The 17,578-nt window shown below is 48.0% G+C and carries 13 protein-coding genes and 2 tRNA genes; 13 read left to right on the plus strand and 2 right to left on the minus strand.

Annotation, left to right across the window (positions count from 1 at the left end; translation table 11 throughout):
• The first annotated feature begins 300 nt into the window (after positions 1-300).
• The 5 genes from J0X00_RS18565 (at position 301) to J0X00_RS18585 (ending at position 5,591) form a co-directional block, all read left to right on the plus strand.
• Entirely contained in the window at positions 301-1,926 is a 1,626-nt protein-coding gene (locus J0X00_RS18565; protein ID WP_282477433.1) for a sensor histidine kinase, read from the plus strand.
• A complete protein-coding gene (locus tag J0X00_RS18570) occupies positions 1,923-2,606 on the plus strand; it encodes a response regulator (protein ID WP_282477434.1) in 684 nt (227 codons plus the stop codon). The genes J0X00_RS18565 and J0X00_RS18570 overlap by 4 nt, the downstream gene beginning before the upstream one ends.
• Positions 2,607-2,793: 187 nt before the next feature.
• The gene (locus tag J0X00_RS18575; RefSeq protein WP_282477435.1) at positions 2,794-3,489 is read left to right on the plus strand and encodes a transporter substrate-binding domain-containing protein; all 696 of its coding nucleotides are present in this window, start codon (positions 2,794-2,796) and stop codon (positions 3,487-3,489) included.
• A gap of 23 nt (positions 3,490-3,512) precedes the next feature.
• Complete coding sequence (locus J0X00_RS18580; RefSeq protein ID WP_168797059.1) at positions 3,513-4,487, plus strand: chemotaxis protein; 975 nt, start codon at positions 3,513-3,515, stop codon at positions 4,485-4,487.
• Between the two features lie 417 nt (positions 4,488-4,904).
• Positions 4,905-5,591 carry a DUF2726 domain-containing protein gene (locus J0X00_RS18585; protein ID WP_282477436.1) on the plus strand — a complete coding sequence of 229 codons (687 nt, stop codon included), beginning with the start codon at positions 4,905-4,907 and terminating at the stop codon, positions 5,589-5,591.
• Here the strand turns inward: J0X00_RS18585 and J0X00_RS18590 are convergent.
• On the minus strand, positions 5,583-6,638 hold the full coding sequence (locus tag J0X00_RS18590) for a GGDEF domain-containing protein (RefSeq protein ID WP_168797058.1): 1,056 nt from the start codon (positions 6,636-6,638) through the stop codon (positions 5,583-5,585). The genes J0X00_RS18585 and J0X00_RS18590 overlap by 9 nt on opposite strands.
• Before the next feature lie 277 nt (positions 6,639-6,915).
• On the opposite strand from J0X00_RS18590, the gene J0X00_RS18595 reads away from it, so the two are divergent.
• From J0X00_RS18595 to J0X00_RS18630, 8 genes are all read left to right on the plus strand, one after another.
• A tRNA-Val gene (locus tag J0X00_RS18595) sits at positions 6,916-6,992 on the plus strand.
• Between the two features lie 37 nt (positions 6,993-7,029).
• Positions 7,030-7,106: transfer RNA gene (locus J0X00_RS18600), tRNA-Val, on the plus strand.
• Between the two features lie 544 nt (positions 7,107-7,650).
• Positions 7,651-8,634, plus strand: a complete 984-nt coding sequence (locus tag J0X00_RS18605; protein ID WP_136487517.1) for a tripartite tricarboxylate transporter substrate binding protein — start codon at positions 7,651-7,653, stop codon at positions 8,632-8,634.
• Between the two features lie 100 nt (positions 8,635-8,734).
• Positions 8,735-9,229, plus strand: coding sequence for a tripartite tricarboxylate transporter TctB family protein (locus tag J0X00_RS18610; protein ID WP_282477437.1), 495 nt, complete (start codon positions 8,735-8,737; stop codon positions 9,227-9,229).
• Positions 9,230-9,240: 11 nt separating this feature from the next.
• A complete protein-coding gene (locus tag J0X00_RS18615) occupies positions 9,241-10,743 on the plus strand; it encodes a tripartite tricarboxylate transporter permease (RefSeq protein ID WP_136487515.1) in 1,503 nt (500 codons plus the stop codon).
• A 369-nt stretch (positions 10,744-11,112) separates the two neighbouring features.
• Positions 11,113-12,681, plus strand: a complete 1,569-nt coding sequence (locus tag J0X00_RS18620; protein WP_282477438.1) for a sensor histidine kinase — start codon at positions 11,113-11,115, stop codon at positions 12,679-12,681.
• A gap of 233 nt (positions 12,682-12,914) precedes the next feature.
• Complete coding sequence (locus tag J0X00_RS18625; RefSeq protein ID WP_136487513.1) at positions 12,915-13,601, plus strand: response regulator; 687 nt, start codon at positions 12,915-12,917, stop codon at positions 13,599-13,601.
• A 198-nt stretch (positions 13,602-13,799) separates the two neighbouring features.
• Entirely contained in the window at positions 13,800-15,767 is a 1,968-nt protein-coding gene (locus tag J0X00_RS18630; protein ID WP_282477439.1) for a right-handed parallel beta-helix repeat-containing protein, read from the plus strand.
• A 156-nt stretch (positions 15,768-15,923) separates the two neighbouring features.
• On the opposite strand, the gene J0X00_RS18635 is transcribed toward J0X00_RS18630, so the two are convergent.
• The gene (locus J0X00_RS18635) at positions 15,924-17,525 is read right to left on the minus strand and encodes a hypothetical protein (protein ID WP_282477440.1); all 1,602 of its coding nucleotides are present in this window, start codon (positions 17,523-17,525) and stop codon (positions 15,924-15,926) included.
• Positions 17,526-17,578: the final 53 nt, after the last annotated feature.

A 17,578-nucleotide genomic window follows, 5' to 3' on the forward strand; every position in this document is an offset into this window, starting at 1 on the left:
TAATTATTATGTTGGCCCTGCCTGCAACGTTTCTGCCCTCACTGCCCAATCAGTATATGACCGAATGAACCTCTACAGGCTAAAAAAAACTAAATCGCATGTGATCTATGTCATGTTTTATTGTTGCAAAAAAATCCAGTTGTTGATGGTTTTTTACTCAATTTGATGCTGGCGAGGATGTATGAAAATTTGTCACTAAAATGAGCAAGTTGCTAACACACGCTGTGTTCACAGTTATCGAACCCGCTTTTCGCACCTTTGTTAAATTAGTGTTAGTTTTGGGCGGACAGGGAGATATTCATGACATGGAACGATATCAGCTTTCGCAAACGTATGCTGATCATAATGACATTGTCCGGCTTGATTGAGTTGTTGGTCTTGGTCGCCGCCGGCTTTGCCTACATCAAACATTCTCAGGAAGAAGAGATGGGGCTTAAGGCTCTGGGCGTGGCTTCGTTTCTGGCCCGCTCGTCGATAGTGATTGACGTTATTCAACGTGCGGATGACTCTGATGAGATCCAGCAACGTTTCCGCGATTTAACCCAATTGATCGGCGCCACTTTCATCGTGATTGGTGATGATAAAGGGATGCGGATTGTTCATCCGATTGACGCGAGAATCGGTAAGCCAATGGTAGGCGGTGATAATGAGCGCGCTTTGCTGGGCGGTGAAGAGTACATCTCGTTTGCACAGGGCTCTCTGGGGCAGTCGGTGCGCGGTAAGGCCGCGGTAGTTGACAGCAACGGCCAGGTGATCGGCGTTGTTTCGGTGGGGTATCTGCTCGCTCGTTTACAAGACAGGATCGAACCATTTCTGACGTACCTTATCGCGATCACCTTTTTGGTGCTAATTGCCAATGGTATTGTCTCAAGTTATGTGTCACGTCGTTTTCAAAAGGCGATTCTGGGCTTTGAGCCGGAGGAGATTGGCCGTCTGTATGTCGAGCTGGATGTCACCATGAGTACGATCAGAGAGGGTATTCTCAGTATTGATGATAAAGGCGTATTGCGTTCAATTAATAAAAGTGCCTGTGACATTTTAGGTATCGACCGCGATAAGGCCATTAATCGCTTGTTGACCGACTCATTACCCAATAGCGATCTGTACAAAGTGCTGGAAACCGGGGCCATAGACCATGATATCGAGTTGTATCTCAACAAACAGCGTTTGATTGCCAACCGAAGTCCGATTGTTGTTGAAGGCAGAGTGGTCGGGGCGGTATCCAGCTTTCGTTTGCGTGGTGAGATCAACGAGCTTACGGAGCAGCTATCCCAGACCAGAGAGTACGCAGAAATGCTGCGCTCTCAAACTCATGAACATCGCAATAAACTCAATACCATCAGTGGACTCGTGCAAATGGGAGAGCTGGAGGCGGTACAGCAGCTAATTGGTCAGGAAACCGCCCATTACCAGAGTTTGATCGAGTTTCTGCGTGAAACGATTAAAGACCCGTTGATCGCCGGTATGCTGCTGGGTAAGACAGAGCGAGCGCGTGAGATTGGCCTGGAGCTTAATGTCGATGATGGCTCGCATCTGGCCTGTTTACCGGGTTATATCAACGCGGAAGACATAGTGACTATTCTGGGCAACCTGATAGACAATGCCTTTGATGCGACACTGACTGCGATACGCCACTCGCAACGTTTTCCAAAGGAGAGGCGTGTTATCGATGTCTCGATCAGCGACTACGGCAATGAAATCATACTTGAGGTTGAAGATCAGGGCTGTGGTTTGCCTCAGGATTTCAGCCCGGATCTGTTGCTGCAAAAAGGGGTATCGAGTAAAGCGAAGTATAACCGGGGGGTTGGATTGTATCTGGTCAAGCAGTTATCTGATCGCTATCAGGGTCAATTAGAGATGTATAGTAATGACAAAGAATATGGAACACGTATGACGGTTTATCTGCCCAAGGAAGAGCTGCTATGACAACCCGGGTATTGATCATTGAAGATGATGTGGCGATCGCTCAGTTGCATCATAAATATCTTAACCAGACGGGTGGCTTTGATGTGGTCGGGATTGCAACCTCACAAGCGGAAGCCGAGATGCAGTTAGAAGTGCTGCAACCGGATTTAGTGTTACTGGATGTTTATCTGCCGGACGGCACGGGCTTGGATATTCTGCAGTGGGTACGCAGCCGTAATGCCCGCTGTGACGTGATCCTAATTACCGCGGCGCGTGATGTGGAAACACTGCAGCAGGCGATGCGCGGCGGTGTGGTCGATTATCTGCTCAAACCCGTGATGTTTCCTCGTTTGGAAACGGCCCTGAAAAAGTATTTGGCACGTCAGGTTGAGTTGGGAAAATTGGCCGACTTGGATCAGGGACTGGTGGATAAGATGTTAACCTCTTCTGCTCAGCAGGATATGTCAGCCTCGCGGTTACCGAAAGGCATAGACAGTGTAACGCTGGATAAAATCCGCCAGTTGTTCGCCGATTCTGTCACTCTCACTGCCGATGAGGCCGGTGAGAAAATAGGGGCCAGCCGCACGACCGCACGACGCTATCTTGAGTATTTGATTGGTTCGGGAGAGCTGGAAGCGGATGTCCGTTATGGTTCTGTGGGCCGTCCTGAGCGCAGCTATAAGAAAGTCACTCGAATATGAGGTTAATCGGACAGCCAGTCATTGCAGAGTAGAATTTTTGCGACCTTGCTCTCGTCTAAGCCCATCTGACTCATCTAGCGTTAAAGTTCAGTAGAGTCGCAAGGGCATCAGAATGAGAATAACGAAACGGTTAGCAAAGTCGGCTGTTGTGTCGGTTTTGGTCTGGTCTGTGTCATCAGCTGCGGATATGAGCGAGCTGACTTTCTACACTGAAGAGTACCCGCCTTATAATTTTTCAAATAATGGCCAGATTACCGGCATTGCAGTGGATTTGTTGCAACAGGCCAGCCAGCAAGTTGGCCGTGAAATTTCAAGTGAGCAAATTGTCATGCAGCCCTGGCCGAGAGCTTATCGCTCGGTGTTGCTCAAACCCGGTTCGGTTCTGTTTTCTGCAACCCGGACTCAGCACCGCGAATCCCTGTTCAACTGGGTCGGACCGATAGGGGAAATCCGGGTTTCCGTGTTGGCTCGCAGTGACACCAAAATAAAAATTGACCAGCCCATTGACCTGGCGAAATATCGCATCGGCGTTATCCGGGATGATGTCGGTGAACAGCTCCTGCTCCAACTCGGCATCCCGCGAGAGTTGATGCAGGAAGCGGCCAATGTCGGCGTGCTGACCGAATTGCTGCTCAAAAACCGTATCGATCTTATCGCCTATAACGAACAGGCGACGCACTGGTGGGCTATCAGGTCGGGCTACCAGGCAGAAGATCTGGCGACAATTTTTGTTTTGCAGCAAGGCTTACTCTATTTTGCCTTCAATAAAGAAATAGATCAGCAGTTGGTGAATGACTTACAAAAAGGGATTGATATAATTAGGGATACTTCCGGTAAAGATGGCGTGAACTTATATCAGGCCATTTTAGACAAATACCGATAACTTGCCTAACTGAAGTGACCAATATGAGTAACCCCAGCAGTAACATTCTTCTTGAAAGCGGTACCAACGAATTAGAAATAATTGAATTTCATCTCGAAAAACAACTGGCAAATGGCGAAACCAAAACCTGTTATTACGGCATTAACGTCGCCAAAGTCAGAGAGGTGATCCGTGTACCGGACACCACCGACTATCCTAATGCTCAGCCTCATATGATTGGTGTGTTCTCTTCACGCGACATTTTGACACCGTTAGTGGATCTGGCCGGTTGGCTCGGTGTACCGACCAGCTCGGTAAACAGCAACAAATATGTGATTGTGACTGATTTTAACCGTATGACCAATGGCTTCCTGATTGACAGCATCAGCCGCATTCATCGTATTTCCTGGAATGATGTCGAATCTCCGAGTCAATTTCTGGAGTCAGGTGAACAGGACTGTGTGGTTGCTGTGGTGCGTAAAGAAGGCAAGCTGATCATGATCCTCGATTTCGAGAAGATTATTGCTGACATCAATCCGGAATTGAGTATGGAGAAGTATGATGTGAAAGTCGACCGCTCGGTCAACCTGAATCAGACCATGGTCAGTAAGCGTAATGCGAAAACGGTGATGGTGGTCGATGATTCAGCATTCATCCGCAGTCTGATTCAAGATACGTTAAGTACTGCTGGCTATAACGTTATTGCCAGCAAAGATGGTGGTGAAGCGCATGAGAAATTGATGGACGTCGAGCGTATCGCAAAAGAAGAAAATCTGGCGGTCAGTGAGCTTATTGATGCGATTGTATCTGATGTGGAAATGCCGCGCATGGATGGAATGCATTTACTGAAGCGATTACGCGATACCGAAGCGTACTGTAACACCCCCATCGTGATGTTCTCGTCTCTGATGAGTGACGACAACCGTACCAAAGCTTTGTCGCTCGGAGCCAATGACACCATTACCAAACCACAAATTGGCAAGCTGGTATCCTTAATGGACGGTTTAATCTTCAGTTAAGTCTTCCGACCAGAGCTAAAGCGCGAGCCAGCATTGTGACATGAATCGTCACAGTAATGACGGGGCGCGGCTAAGCTTATTGCGTTTTGTTGAGTGATTGGGGCCCGCATTGGCGGGTCTTCTTGTTAGTTTGGCTGCTTCACCATAGTTGTGTGGCTTTGCGAGCGTTTTCGGCTTTGAGATAGTTCTCCGGACTGGAGATAGTTATATGGACTGGAGATAGCTCGAGGAACTTAGTGTCAGGTTTACACATTCTGCAAAATCGGAGAAATCTGCTGGCCTTTCGGGAAAACATCAGTTATCTATGAAAGAGTTAGCTTCCGAATCTAATAGTGATGGTGGTGAATTCGGGGATGATATTTCATCGTTCAGGCTTTGGGAGCAGTGCTTGAATTTTATAGCGGTTAAAGGAACGTCATGACTAATATCTTCATCATTGTGGCACTGCTGGTGGTCTTTTTTGTGGTGATTCAAAAGTACGTGATTCGCCATGATGACAGCAAAAGTTACGCTTACCGTCGTAAAGGGCCAGTTTTGACTAGTGCAGAAAGCACGTTTTATCACGCATTAACCGCTGCAGTAGGAGAGCACGGAATTGTGTTGACCAAAGTCAGTATGACCCAGGTGGTTACCCCTTCAAAAGGTCTGAATAAGAAGCAGTGGTTTATTGCCAACAACCGGGTGGCCCGCAGCCAGTTTAATTTCCTGGTGTGTGATGCCAGAACATTGGAGCCGCGCGTGGTTGTGGAACTCGATGATGGCAAGGAGCTGACCAAGCTTAAGGTTGAACGAGAAAAGTTGCTGATGCAGGTATGTAAGACGGCAAATATCCCTTTAATCGGTGCCAATATCCGTTACAGCTATCAAGTGGGCAAACTGCGCCGGTTACTCGCCGCGCATATTGACTTGATCGAAACCGACAAAGAAGTTCGTTTTTGTAAACGTTGTGGCAGCCCGATGAACATCAAAGTGGCCAGTCAGGGCGAGTTCAAAGGTCGTCGATTTTTTACCTGCAGCCGTCAGCCACACTGTACTTATACAGAAAATTACAATGTGGTATTTGAACTGGATGATGATGGGGAAGACGCAGAATCACTAACCTGATTCAGCTTGCGGTTGGCACTCGGCACATTCGACCGTCTGGCAAATACGAACCTGATTGCGTCCGTTATGTTTTGCCCGGTAGAGCTCTTTATCCGCCAACTTGATCAAATCGGTCAGTTTATCTCCGGCCTGATACTCACAAATGCCCACACTTAAGGTCAAGTGAATTGTCTGCTCGCGATAGTAGAATAAATGGGTTCCAACTGCGCTGCGCAGGCGCTCACCCATCTTCTCCGCCTGTTCGAGATCCGTATCAAACAGAGTGACACAGAATTCTTCGCCGCCGATACGATACAAATTATCTTCGCCCACCACATTGGCCAGTATTTGGGCTGTTTCTATTAACACCTTGTCACCGGAATCATGTCCGTACTGATCGTTAATCTGTTTAAAGTAGTCCAAATCAATCAGCAGAAGGCTGAGTGAATCTACGCTGCTGCGATGCTTCTCAAAGTGGTTAAAGGCCGCTCGCAGTGACAGGCGATTATGGGCCCCGGTCAGAGCGTCGCGTGATGCGAGGTAAGTCAGGGAGTTCTCGATATTCTCGCGGTTGAATTCGTAGCGATGTGAAACAATCCAGACCCCGCAGTAACACAAGATTAAGTTGACCATGGTGGTCAATGCATTTAAAGCCGAAACCTGAATCACGTCATCGTAGACACTCATAACCTGAGCAAGCAGGACAATGCCCGACATAAGGCGGCCCTGGTTGAGGCCGAGCAGGGCATAGAGCACTATCGGGCAGAAGATCGTCCACAAATAGAGGCCATCTGCTAAAGGTTGCAGGTAGGTGCTGATGCAGATGATAAACATCATTAAGTAAACGTAACATTGGATGTGACGATGTTTGTGCTTACGCTGGGCAGCAAGGCGGGACACGTACAGCGAGTAAAGAGTGAAAAACAGGTAAATTGAAGCGAGCACAAACTCCTGTTTGTTGAAGTATAACCAGGAGAAAGCCAGTGCGACTGCGAACAAGAATAGACTCAAACCAGCCAGAACAGAGCTTCGTAGTGTGTGCGAGTGATCAAACAACCGTGAATCCATGTTCTTTTGTCTCAATTGTGCGTTTAGCGACCAATAAAAATTTATACTACCTCTAAGTAGGTAGCAATCAAGAGTTTTGTTGAATTAAAGTCACAAAAGGAGAACTGCTTCAGCACAGCGCCCACTGTTTTAATATGATAAAACTCAATTAATGACACGCTGTTGGGGTAAAAAATCAACAAAGTGTCTACAGAAAAGCCAATCGATTCAAAAATAAAGAAATTTGACTTGCACGCATGAAAATCTGTCGTTAATATCCATCTCGTTCTCAGGGAAAGCGTCCGTAGCTCAGCTGGTTAGAGTATCGCCTTGACATGGCGGGGGTCGGTGGTTCGAGTCCACTCGGACGCACCAAGAGAAAACACTCAGCAAGTGTATAAACATGCAGTGTGCGTCCGTAGCTCAGCTGGTTAGAGTATCGCCTTGACATGGCGGGGGTCGGTGGTTCGAGTCCACTCGGACGCACCAAAATTTCTTACAAAACCCGCTTTTTAGCGGGTTTTGTCGTTTCTGAAGTGTGAGTTTTTCTCTGTGGCGGTTGGTTATCGTTGCTGTCGATTCATCTGCACTAATACATTTCATTTGCTCGAATGCACTTCAATTTCTGACCGCAGCGGCATTCACGTCTGCATCTTCCCGATATCGTTTACGCTTTCCATTACAAGCCTTAGCCGATTTGTACGCTCGAAGTATAGGCCCGCCGAATCTTTATTCCGCTGCCAGCACCTCGGCCATATCGCCCGCAAAATCTGGCGCAAATAATTAACACCATAAAAACCATAAGCGTCATTATTTGCCACGCGAATGTTGCCCTTTATCGCAACAAATTACCGAATTGTTAATTAGTATCGTCAGGCTTGCAGCAGTTCAGGTTCTCGCTGTGGACTTAGTCGCTGCTTGCCACACTGTCCAACCTATCTGCTCAATAAATGAAGCGCGCGGGTGAGGTACTGTTACCTGCGTGTTGCTCATGAATGGATTCCCAAATACAAAATAATTAAAGGATAGCGCTATGAGAAAGCTAACATTTGCTTTTGCACACCTGCTGATTGCTGCCACTACACTGGGTGCAATGTCTTCGGCATCTGCCAATGATTACCCGCCAAGAACCGTTAATATGGTCGCACCTGCCGGCGCAGGTGGCGGATGGGATTTAACCATTCGTACCGTGGCCAAAACACTGAAAGACGAGAACCTTGTCAGCTCAAATCTGCCGGTTATTAACCGTCCTGGCGGTGGTGGTGCCGTTAACCTGACGTTCATGCAAACTCAAAAAGGCAAAGGCGACTTGATCTCGGTCTATTCTCCGCCAATTCTGCTGACCAATCTGACGGGGATGACGCCATATAGTTACAAAGACACCACGCCTTTGGCGCGTTTGATTTCTGATTATGCCGCATTTGTTGTGCCGCAAGATTCGCCTTACACCTCAATTAATCAGGTGATGGACGCTCTCAAGAAGGATCCTAAGTCGATCAAAATTGGTGGCATCTCCACCGCGGGTTCTATGGACCACATTCAGTTCCTGCTGGTGGCTAAAGCCGCGGGCGTTAAAGACCTGAGAGATATCGATTACGTTTCTTTCCAGGATGGTGGCGTCGTTGCTCAGGTACTGGGTGGTCACATTGATCTGATTTCGACCGGGCTTGGCGATGTCGCGGGTCTGTTGGAAAGCGGTAAGCTGCGCGCACTGGCACAAACAGCTGACAAACGCATTGGCGAGGGAGCGATGGCTAAGATCCCGACCGTGAAAGAGCAGGGCATCGATGTCACGTTTGAAAACTGGCGTGGTTTGTTCGGGCCAAAAGATATGCCAAAAGAGGCGGTGGATTACTGGCGTGATGCACTGCAGAAAATGACTGAAACTGCCGAGTGGAAAGCCGCGATGAAACGTAATGGCTGGGAAGCTGCGTATCAGGATCAGGCTGAATTTGAGCAATTTCTCTCTGCGACCAATGAACAATACAAAACACTGATCCAAGAAGTGTTCCGATAAAAATTATTACAACAATAGCTGTTGGCTCCAGGTAAGGAGCCAACAGATTGATAAAGGGAATTGCCCTTTATGTTTCAGCTGGAATAAGGACTTCATTAACATGAACAAACAAACACAGCCTGCAAACTGGGACGGACTGACCGGCGTGGTCAGTATTTTGTTTGGTCTGGGCTATGGCGGCTATGCCTATTTGTTACCACGGCCCATGTTTGGTAACCCGTGGGAACCCATTTTTATGCCATTGGCGATTGCCGCGCTGACGATTGTGATTGGCATTCTGCTGATTATCAACGGGCGTGTTGCACCGTCAGTGGCAGCAGTGCAAGAGTTTATTGCGCAGCACGCGCAGCGTAAGACACACCGTTATCGGATTGTTTTGAGCTGTGTAGCGGCTTTTGTCTACGCGCTAATTTTTGAGCATGCCGGCTACATGCTAAGCACGGCGATATTTATGTTCGCGATGCTGCTTATTACCAGCGGTGTCGGGGTATGGAAACGTTCGTTATTGATCGCGGTACTGTTCTCGACCGGTATCTATTTTATTTTTAGTGAGCTGTTGGCAATTAATCTGCCGACCTCTCTGATGTTTAGCTAAGGAGCCAGGGTATGACAGATATTTTTGCTAGCCTTCTGAATGGATTCGGAATTGCTCTACAGCCATATTATTTAATGTTGATCACTCTGGGTGGGGTGATGGGCACCATTATTGGTATGTTACCTGGCCTTGGACCTGCAACCGGTGTGGCAGTACTGCTACCGATGACTTATGCCATGGGACCGACGGCATCACTGATCACCATGACGGGTATCTACATGGGCGCGATGTTTGGTGGTTCCCGTAGCTCGATTCTTATCAATACTCCGGGAGACGGCGCGGCACTGGCGGCGACGTTTGACGGTTATCCGATGGCGATGAAAGGCCGGGCGGAATCGGCGCTGGCGATCTCGGCGATTGCGTCTTTGATTGGTGGCACGATAGCCGCGGTATTAATGACCTTCCTGGCTGAGCCAGTCGCAAATTTTGCGATTCGATTCGGACCTGCCGAGTACTTTATGCTGATGCTGGCGGCACTGTCGATGACCGTGTCCATGTCGAAAGGCAACATGCTAAAAGGTTTCCTCTCTATGGCCATTGGCCTGGCCATTGCGACCGTGGGCATTGACGCTCAGTCAGGATTAAGCCGTTTCACCTTTGGTGTGCTTGAACTGCAGACCGGGGTTGATTTTCTGGTGGTGATTATCGGTATCTACGCCTTGGGCGAAGTAATGAAAAGTATGGAAGCGCTGAGTGATGGCAGTAAAAAAGCGCAGACTAAGTTTAAACGTATCTGGATCAGCAAAGATGACTGGCGTCGCTCGAAATGGCCGATTCTGCGTAGTGCACCGGTTGGTTTTATCATCGGCGCGTTGCCAGGCGCGGGCGGCACCATGGCTTCTTTGATGTGCTACAACAATGAAAAGCAGCTTTCTCCGCACAAGGAAGAGTTTGGCCATGGTGCGATAGAAGGGCTCGCAGCGCCGGAGTCGGCGAATAACTCAGCCTCTATCGGCGCGATGATCCCTATGTTGTCTTTGGGCATTCCCGGTTCAGGTACAACGGCTGTGATGATGGGTGCACTCCTGATGCTGGGTATCCAGCCTGGACCTTTACTGTTTACCCAACATCCGGATACCGCCTGGGGCCTGATTGCCAGCCTGTTTATTGCCAACATTATTCTGGCATTTGTCAACATTCCTCTCGCTGGGATCCTGGTACGTATGCTGGCGATTCCTGCCAACGTTCTTTACCCGATAGTGCTGGGTCTGGCTTTCGTTGGTTGCTATGCAATCAGTAGTGCGGTCGTCGATTTCTACATTCTGATTGTGCTGGGTGTGATGGGAATGGTGATGCATAAAGTGAATATCCCGACTGCGCCTATGATTCTGGCGGTGATTGTGGGCAGCCAGATGGAGCAGTCGTTCCGTCAGGCGTTTAGAATCTCCAACCAGGAAATGGGTATTTTCGTTCAGTCCGGTATTGCTCAGGTGCTGTTGGCGGTCACTGTGATCTCAGTGTTGTGGCCACTGCTGAGTAAACTACGTCGTCAATCCGAGTTGAAAACGGCATAACAACCCCCGGAACATCATGCTCCTTGAGCTGATGTGATTGAGTGATTCTCCAAAAGCCAAAGTCATCATCTGATTTTGGCTTTTGTCGTTATTTCACTCGGTGTCAGTGTCTAACGAATCGGTATTGACCTCGCATAGCAGGAAGATGTTTCACATATCAAAGTTTGGTAGTAAATATGTTTCAACCAAATGCCATCCTGTTACCTCCGTGTTATTCTTGCGGGCCTTTGTTGTTGTATATCTGATGTTGTCTCACCTATGACGATCCCAAGCCAAGCCCCTGTTAAAAAAAACCACAGCTTGTTATCGAGCCGTCCTGTTTTAGGCTCTGTGCCGGTGCGCTGGCGTTTCAGAAATAAAATTTTTCTGTTGTTACTGACCTTATTGCTGATCCAGGCATTGGTGATGGCCTGGGGGTTCTATCAGACTTTATCCTCTTCGGTGGATCACCAGGTCAGAACCCGCGCCCTGATTCAGGCTAGGGAAATTGCCAGCGATCCCGAGTTGATTGCCAGCGTCGGGCGCCGGGATAAGCACACCATCAGGGTGATTGCAGAACGGTTGATGCGGGATTCAGATGCCAGTTTTATTGTCATTGGTGACCAAAATGGTATTCGTCTGTTTCATCCGGTGGATGACCGGATTGGGCGTGCGATGCAAGGGGGCGATAATGATGGCGCCTTACTGCGCGGCGAGTCTTACACCTCATTAAGAGAGGGGTTCCTTGGCTATGGTGTACGCGGAAAAGCACCGATCAAGAATGCCAGTGGGCAGATCATTGGTGTCGTTTCAGTGGGATATCTGCTCACTCGCTTTGATCACTGGCTGAAAGAGTATTTGCAGCCTCTCATAGTGGACATGCTGGTTTTACTGATTTTGGTGTTTGTATCGGCGTGGCTGTTTACCCGCCACATTCAGAAACAAATGAACAATATGGAGCCGGAGCAGATAGCTCTCTCCTGGGAAATCCAGCGCTCAATTCTCAATGCGGTTTATGAAGGTATCATAGCGGTGGACCGCCAAGGTCAAATGATGATCGTTAACCCCTCAGCGCAGCAATATTTACCGGTAGCAGCGGCGAACCGGTATCAGGCGAACATCGCTGATTATCTCGATGACTGCGCCTGGCTGGAGCAAACCGAGTTGAATCCGTTGCGTCGTCAGCCAAAAGATGAATTCTATCAGCTCAATGGATTTCAAATTGTCGCGAATCGCGAGCCGGTCATGCATCGCGATGAACTGGTCGGTTGGGTCATCAGTTTGCGCGAACAGAACGATATTCATGCGGTGAGTGCCAGCCTGACCCAGATTAAACAGTACAGTGATAATTTGCGCGTATTACGGCATGAGTTTTCTAACAAACTGACCACTCTGGCCGGATTATTAAAAATGGGGAAGGCGGATGAAGCGCTGCAGCTCATCAACAGTGAAAGCGATGACAAGCAGGCTACCCTGGATTTTATTAAGCAGACTATTTTACTCAATCAGGTCGCGGCATTTTTGCTGGGCAAAGCCCTGAGAGCAAAAGAGCTGGGGATCACACTGAATTTGGATCCGACTTGCCAGCTTTTAGCGCTGAAAGGAAAACTGGATGAAAATCAGCTGTGTACTATTTTAGGCAATTTGATCGATAACGCGTTTGATTCCTGTCGTCTGAGCGGTGTCGCAGCCCCTGAAGTGGGGGCTCTGATCACGGATGCCGGCCAGGATCTGCTCATCGAAATATCAGATAATGGCACAGGATTAAGCGCGCAAGAGAAGACGGCTATTTTTGCCAGAGGTTCGACCCGTAAAGCCGATGCTGCCAATCATGGCATCGGTTTGTATCTGGTTGAACGGCATGTGGAACAGGCCGGTGGCTTTATCAACATTGATGATGCCATTCCGCAGGGATGTATCTTTTCGGTCTTTATCCCGAATAGCCCGCTTGAACCATAAACTCATAACTGTCGCTAAAACCATAACCATAAATATAAACATAAAACGCCCGGTATTGGATGAGATGCCATTGCAGTCGGGTCAGCACAATTATCGGCTTTAATTCCGAACCAGACGCGGGCCTTCCCGGCGGCGGGTGTACCGCAGTCCGGGGATAAAAGGCTCACGTGTTACGCTGATGCCTTTGGGGGCAGGGGCTTGGCCTTAAAGCCGTTTTGGAACGAGGAAGTGAAATGGACAAAATAGACGTTGTTATCATCGAGGATGATCCTAACATTACCCAAATCTATCAGGAGATCATTAAGACCACGACTCGATTTCAGATTGTCGGAATAGCCGAAACCCTAAAAACCGCCCAAACCATCATTCAGGCTTATCAGCCGCAACTGATTCTGCTCGATAACTATCTGCCAGATGGTCTCGGTATCGATTTATATCGTGATCTGATCAGCCAGAAAAAGAAAAGAAAAATGGATGTGGTACTGATTACCGCCACCGACGATGTTGATTCGGTGCGTGAAGCCATGCAACTGGGATGTTTTGACTATTTACTCAAACCGATCTCATTCGACCGTTTTCAAGAAACCTTGCAGCGTTATCTCAACCTCAACAATGCGATGAAAGCGTACGACAATCTCAATCAGAAGCATATTGATGATCTGTTTAACCTGCAGCACCGAAAACAGCAGGTTAATTTGTTGCCCAAAGGGATTGAGCAGGTCACTTTAGACCGTTTTATCAGCCACTTTTCCCGCCATAGCGGGCAAAAGTTTACCGTTGAACATGTCAGTCAGAGTACCGGTGTCAGTAAAACCACCGCGCGCCGTTATCTCGAGTACTGCTCAACTCATGGTTTGATCGTCAGTCAGAATGAGTACGGTAAAGTAGGGCGACCGGAAAGAGTGTATATAAAATATTGATCGTCTTGGTGATGCCAGCGCGGCCCCCAGCGCAGGCGACTTCTGTTGCGCTCAGATCCAGCAAAGTTAGCGTGGATGCTCTACATAACTTCAACTACTCTTATTAGCAATTTATTGGTCATGAATTAAACGTCGCTTTCATCGGGTTAGTTCCTGATGAAAGCAGGTTCCTGTTGCGAATAGATAAGGGAATAAATTATGGCTATTAACAAATGGATGCATGCGTGTCTGTTATTCAATTGCCTGCTGTTGTCGGGGATACCCTCCGTTTGGGCAAAAAACTATTACGTATCGCCTGAGGGCGATGACGAGAATGCTGGGCGGGAAAGCAGTCCTTTTCAGAGTATTAATTATGCCGTCAAGAAACTGAGACCGGGTGATACTCTCTATCTAAAATCAGGTACTTACTTTGAAGCGGTCGAGGTCAAAGTCAGTGGTCGTGAAGATGCTCCGATTACTATTGCCGCTCTAGAGGGAGAAACCGCGATCATTGATTCAGGCTTTACTGAGTTTCGTAATGCAGGTAACAGTGATTGGGAATTGGTGAACGAAAAACTTGGCGAATATCGTTCGCTTGTCAGCTGCAAAGATAAAGATATTTACGGTTATGTTGCCGGGATTCCCGGATATGCTAATGAGCAAATGAAGTTAATTCCGTATAAAGAAGAGAAGTTTTTTCATGCCACAACGGATGAGTATAAAGGAGAGAAAAGCGCATTCTATGTTGGACCCGGTACGATGGAGATAGACGATAAATGTCATATCCGCCTTTCTAAAACAGACGCGATGAGAAATGCAGAAGCCCGCTACGGCGTGGTTTTTGAAGACGAAAATAGCGACCCCAGAAACTTTCAAATTATCCTTTCTCAGAGCTCAAATACCCTGGAAGTGAAAGGCAGCTATCTGACGTTTAAGAATCTGACCTTTAACCAGGCCAAAGATACGATTGAACTTGACGACGGTGCTCATCATATTGTTTTTGATAGCATAAAAGCCTGGATGGGGAATACCACCATTTCGACCAATGATGGTGATGTAAATCATATCACCATCACCAACTCTGAGATTTTAGGTGATGATCCCTATTGGATTTTCTGGAGTGATATGAAAGATGATCCGGTTCCTGCGACCCGGGCAAGAGGCACCTCGATTAATTTGAAAGGCGGAACTCAAAACTGGCAAATCAGCCGAAATTTAATTCGTGGGTCGGGTCAGGATCTGATTGCGGTCAGCAATGGTGAGGACAGGATATTTGTTCATCATAACCGGATTCAAAATTGCGGCGATGATGCATTTGAGATTGAAGGAGCGGCAAAAAATGGTGGCAGCGGTAATATTGGTCAGGTGATTATCCATGATAATCTGATTATTAACTGTTTGGTTGCCGTTTCGCTTGGGCAGGATACAGAGAAAATGAGCGGACCGCTGCTTTTCTACCATAACGTTGTACTGCTACTGCGCGATCATCCGGTCAACCGTAAACCTGAGATTAATACATGGAATGGTGGTGGCCAATTCGGTTACGGTAAGATGTTCAAGCAGGCAGGCAGCGATTACGTCGCACGGAATGCCCATTATTATAACAATACGTTAGTGATGCTAAATTCTGACGACGGTATTGTTCCTATCCCGAAATATCCCGATGGCACCACCTTTGCGAATAATATTGTGGTGATGATCAACGGTGAAATTATCAAGTCCTATGATTTAGGTAAAGATCAGATTGTCGACGGAAATCTATATTGGAAGGTAAACCGAAACGATGAAGCGCCCTTACTCAATGGGAAGGATACGGTCGCTGAGCTGCAATTGAAACATCAAGCGGAGCAAAACAGTATCGGTGATATCCCCAAACGGGGTACCAGTCCAAAATTCAGCAATTTTAATTTAAAAGTCGTTGATAAGGGCCAGCCATATTGGTCATTGAAACCGGAATCCGAAGTATTTGGTGTTGATAGTTTTATCTTGACCAGTGACAGTCCGGCGGTCGGAAAATCCGTCACCATCACCTGTCGGTCTGTGGTTGGAACGGATGAGAATGGCGAGACTTTGTGCCCGGACGGTGTTCTGGTTGGGTCTTTGTCCGGTGGCGATATCGGTGCTTTCCCTTACCTGGCATCGCCGGCAGACTATGAAGTGTTTCCGTTTGTTGTAGTAACACCGTGATTCCCGAAGTTTTAAGATACGGCTCCGTTAATGTTCATACGCGGTGAGGAGTCAAACGTGCAGGCGTTCCGGTTTATCGGGGGCGCCTGTCAGCGTAAACACATAATAAAAAATTAGTCACGATAGGCATGATGGGGCGTGGTTTACTCCAAACTCTCAAAACTCACGCCATATTGCGTTTTTAATCTCGAGTAAAACCTGTTCGATCGGTTGTTCAGCATCAATGTTGATGACGCGGGTCGGGGAAGGGTAATTCAGTGCCAGGTTGGCCGCCGCTCTTTGTTTGAACTGCTCAAAACTCATGTCGGATTTCCTTTCCATCGCGACCGGTGCGGAGATATTTAATTTGATGACCAGATCCGGCGGATAAAATTCAGCGGTGCGATAGGGCTGTGCTTCCCAACGCGCAAGGGCGCGAAGCATACCGCTTGAGTGAGATAACCAATGGCTTAGTAATGGACCATCGTTAAAACCCATGATCTGGTTCTGAGGATAGCGGTCGCATAGGACCACGATACCGCGATTGCGCGCGCGACTCGCCTGGCGTAATTTTTGACGCTTTTCCAGGCTCAGCGTTAGCGCCCAAATCGCTTTCGCAATCTGCTTCAGGCGTGAGGATGAAGGTACCGTCTGAGTAAAATATGGTTGTGTGTTGCTCTCCATATCCGTTAGTGATGGATTTTGATGGCTCAATGATGCGTTAGTTTCAGCTAGTGGGTCTGATTGGAGTTGTCTTTCGGGGCTTGCTGCGCGCAGCAGTTTGGCGGCCATTTTCAACGGCCAGCGCAACACAGAGCTTGATCCCTGGCCACTTCCAAAATAGAGGCTGATCACATCTATTTTCCATGCCAGCCATTTTTGAACCGATTTTACCTGGGTCGATTTACCGCAACCATCACAACCGCTCAATACAATCAGTAATCCGCCACTGGCACTGATGCGGCGCAATGGAACAGGGGCATGAATATAGTGTTTGTTTATTCCCCCGCAGATCCAGAAAAATTCGCGCACGGTTCTTCGCCAGCGAGCATGTAAAGGCATATAGGTACGGAATGGGTTCAGTTTGGCCTGCACGCAGCGTTTGAAATCCAATATCTGTTTGAGCGATGGTGCCGCCGAACGCACTATGCTGGCTATGTGTAGAGCTGCTTCGTGCCCTAACAGATGCTCCGTTAAATCTGTTAAGCGAGCAACGTCGAGCTGCTGTTGCAGCCAGGCAAACTCGCGTTGTCTTTCTGAACGAAAATAAGGCTGGCCTAACGCATTTAGTACTCTGTCCCTACTGCGAAGTTTGAGTACCGAACGTACGATAAGCAGTAGCATTTCCATATTAGGCTCTACGATAAAAACGTGTTCAGTTTCCTGATACTGACGCTCTGACAGTATCAGGTGTTCCCAGGGTAAACGATACCCTTTGAGGTGTGGTTCGCCACAAATCAGTTGATAATGGAGGTGGAGATGCACCATGCTGCCGCTTGAGGCATCTACAGCGAGGTAATCTTCTACTGCCGGGTAACCATGAGTGGCCATCGCATTAAACAATTTAAAGCCGGAATCAAATAAGGCGCGATTCAGCTGCCGGGTTTTACCTCTTTCTACCAGCACGTCCAGATCGGTAATGCCCAGCAGGCCTTCTTGCAAATGTTCGTTACTTTTCCAGTGGCAATAGGCGATATTGGCCTGTTCCATCTTGCGAAAGAAATGAGTAACAACTTTCAACCTGGCCTGCGTGTTTGCGTCTAGCGTTACGATACCCACTGATTTGGTTCCTATAGTTATGACACAAGGGTAATAGCTCTGGCTTGAGATAA

This window comes from Vibrio sp. ABG19 (assembly GCF_029962385.1).
Lineage (GTDB): Bacteria > Pseudomonadota > Gammaproteobacteria > Enterobacterales > Vibrionaceae > Vibrio > Vibrio ostreae.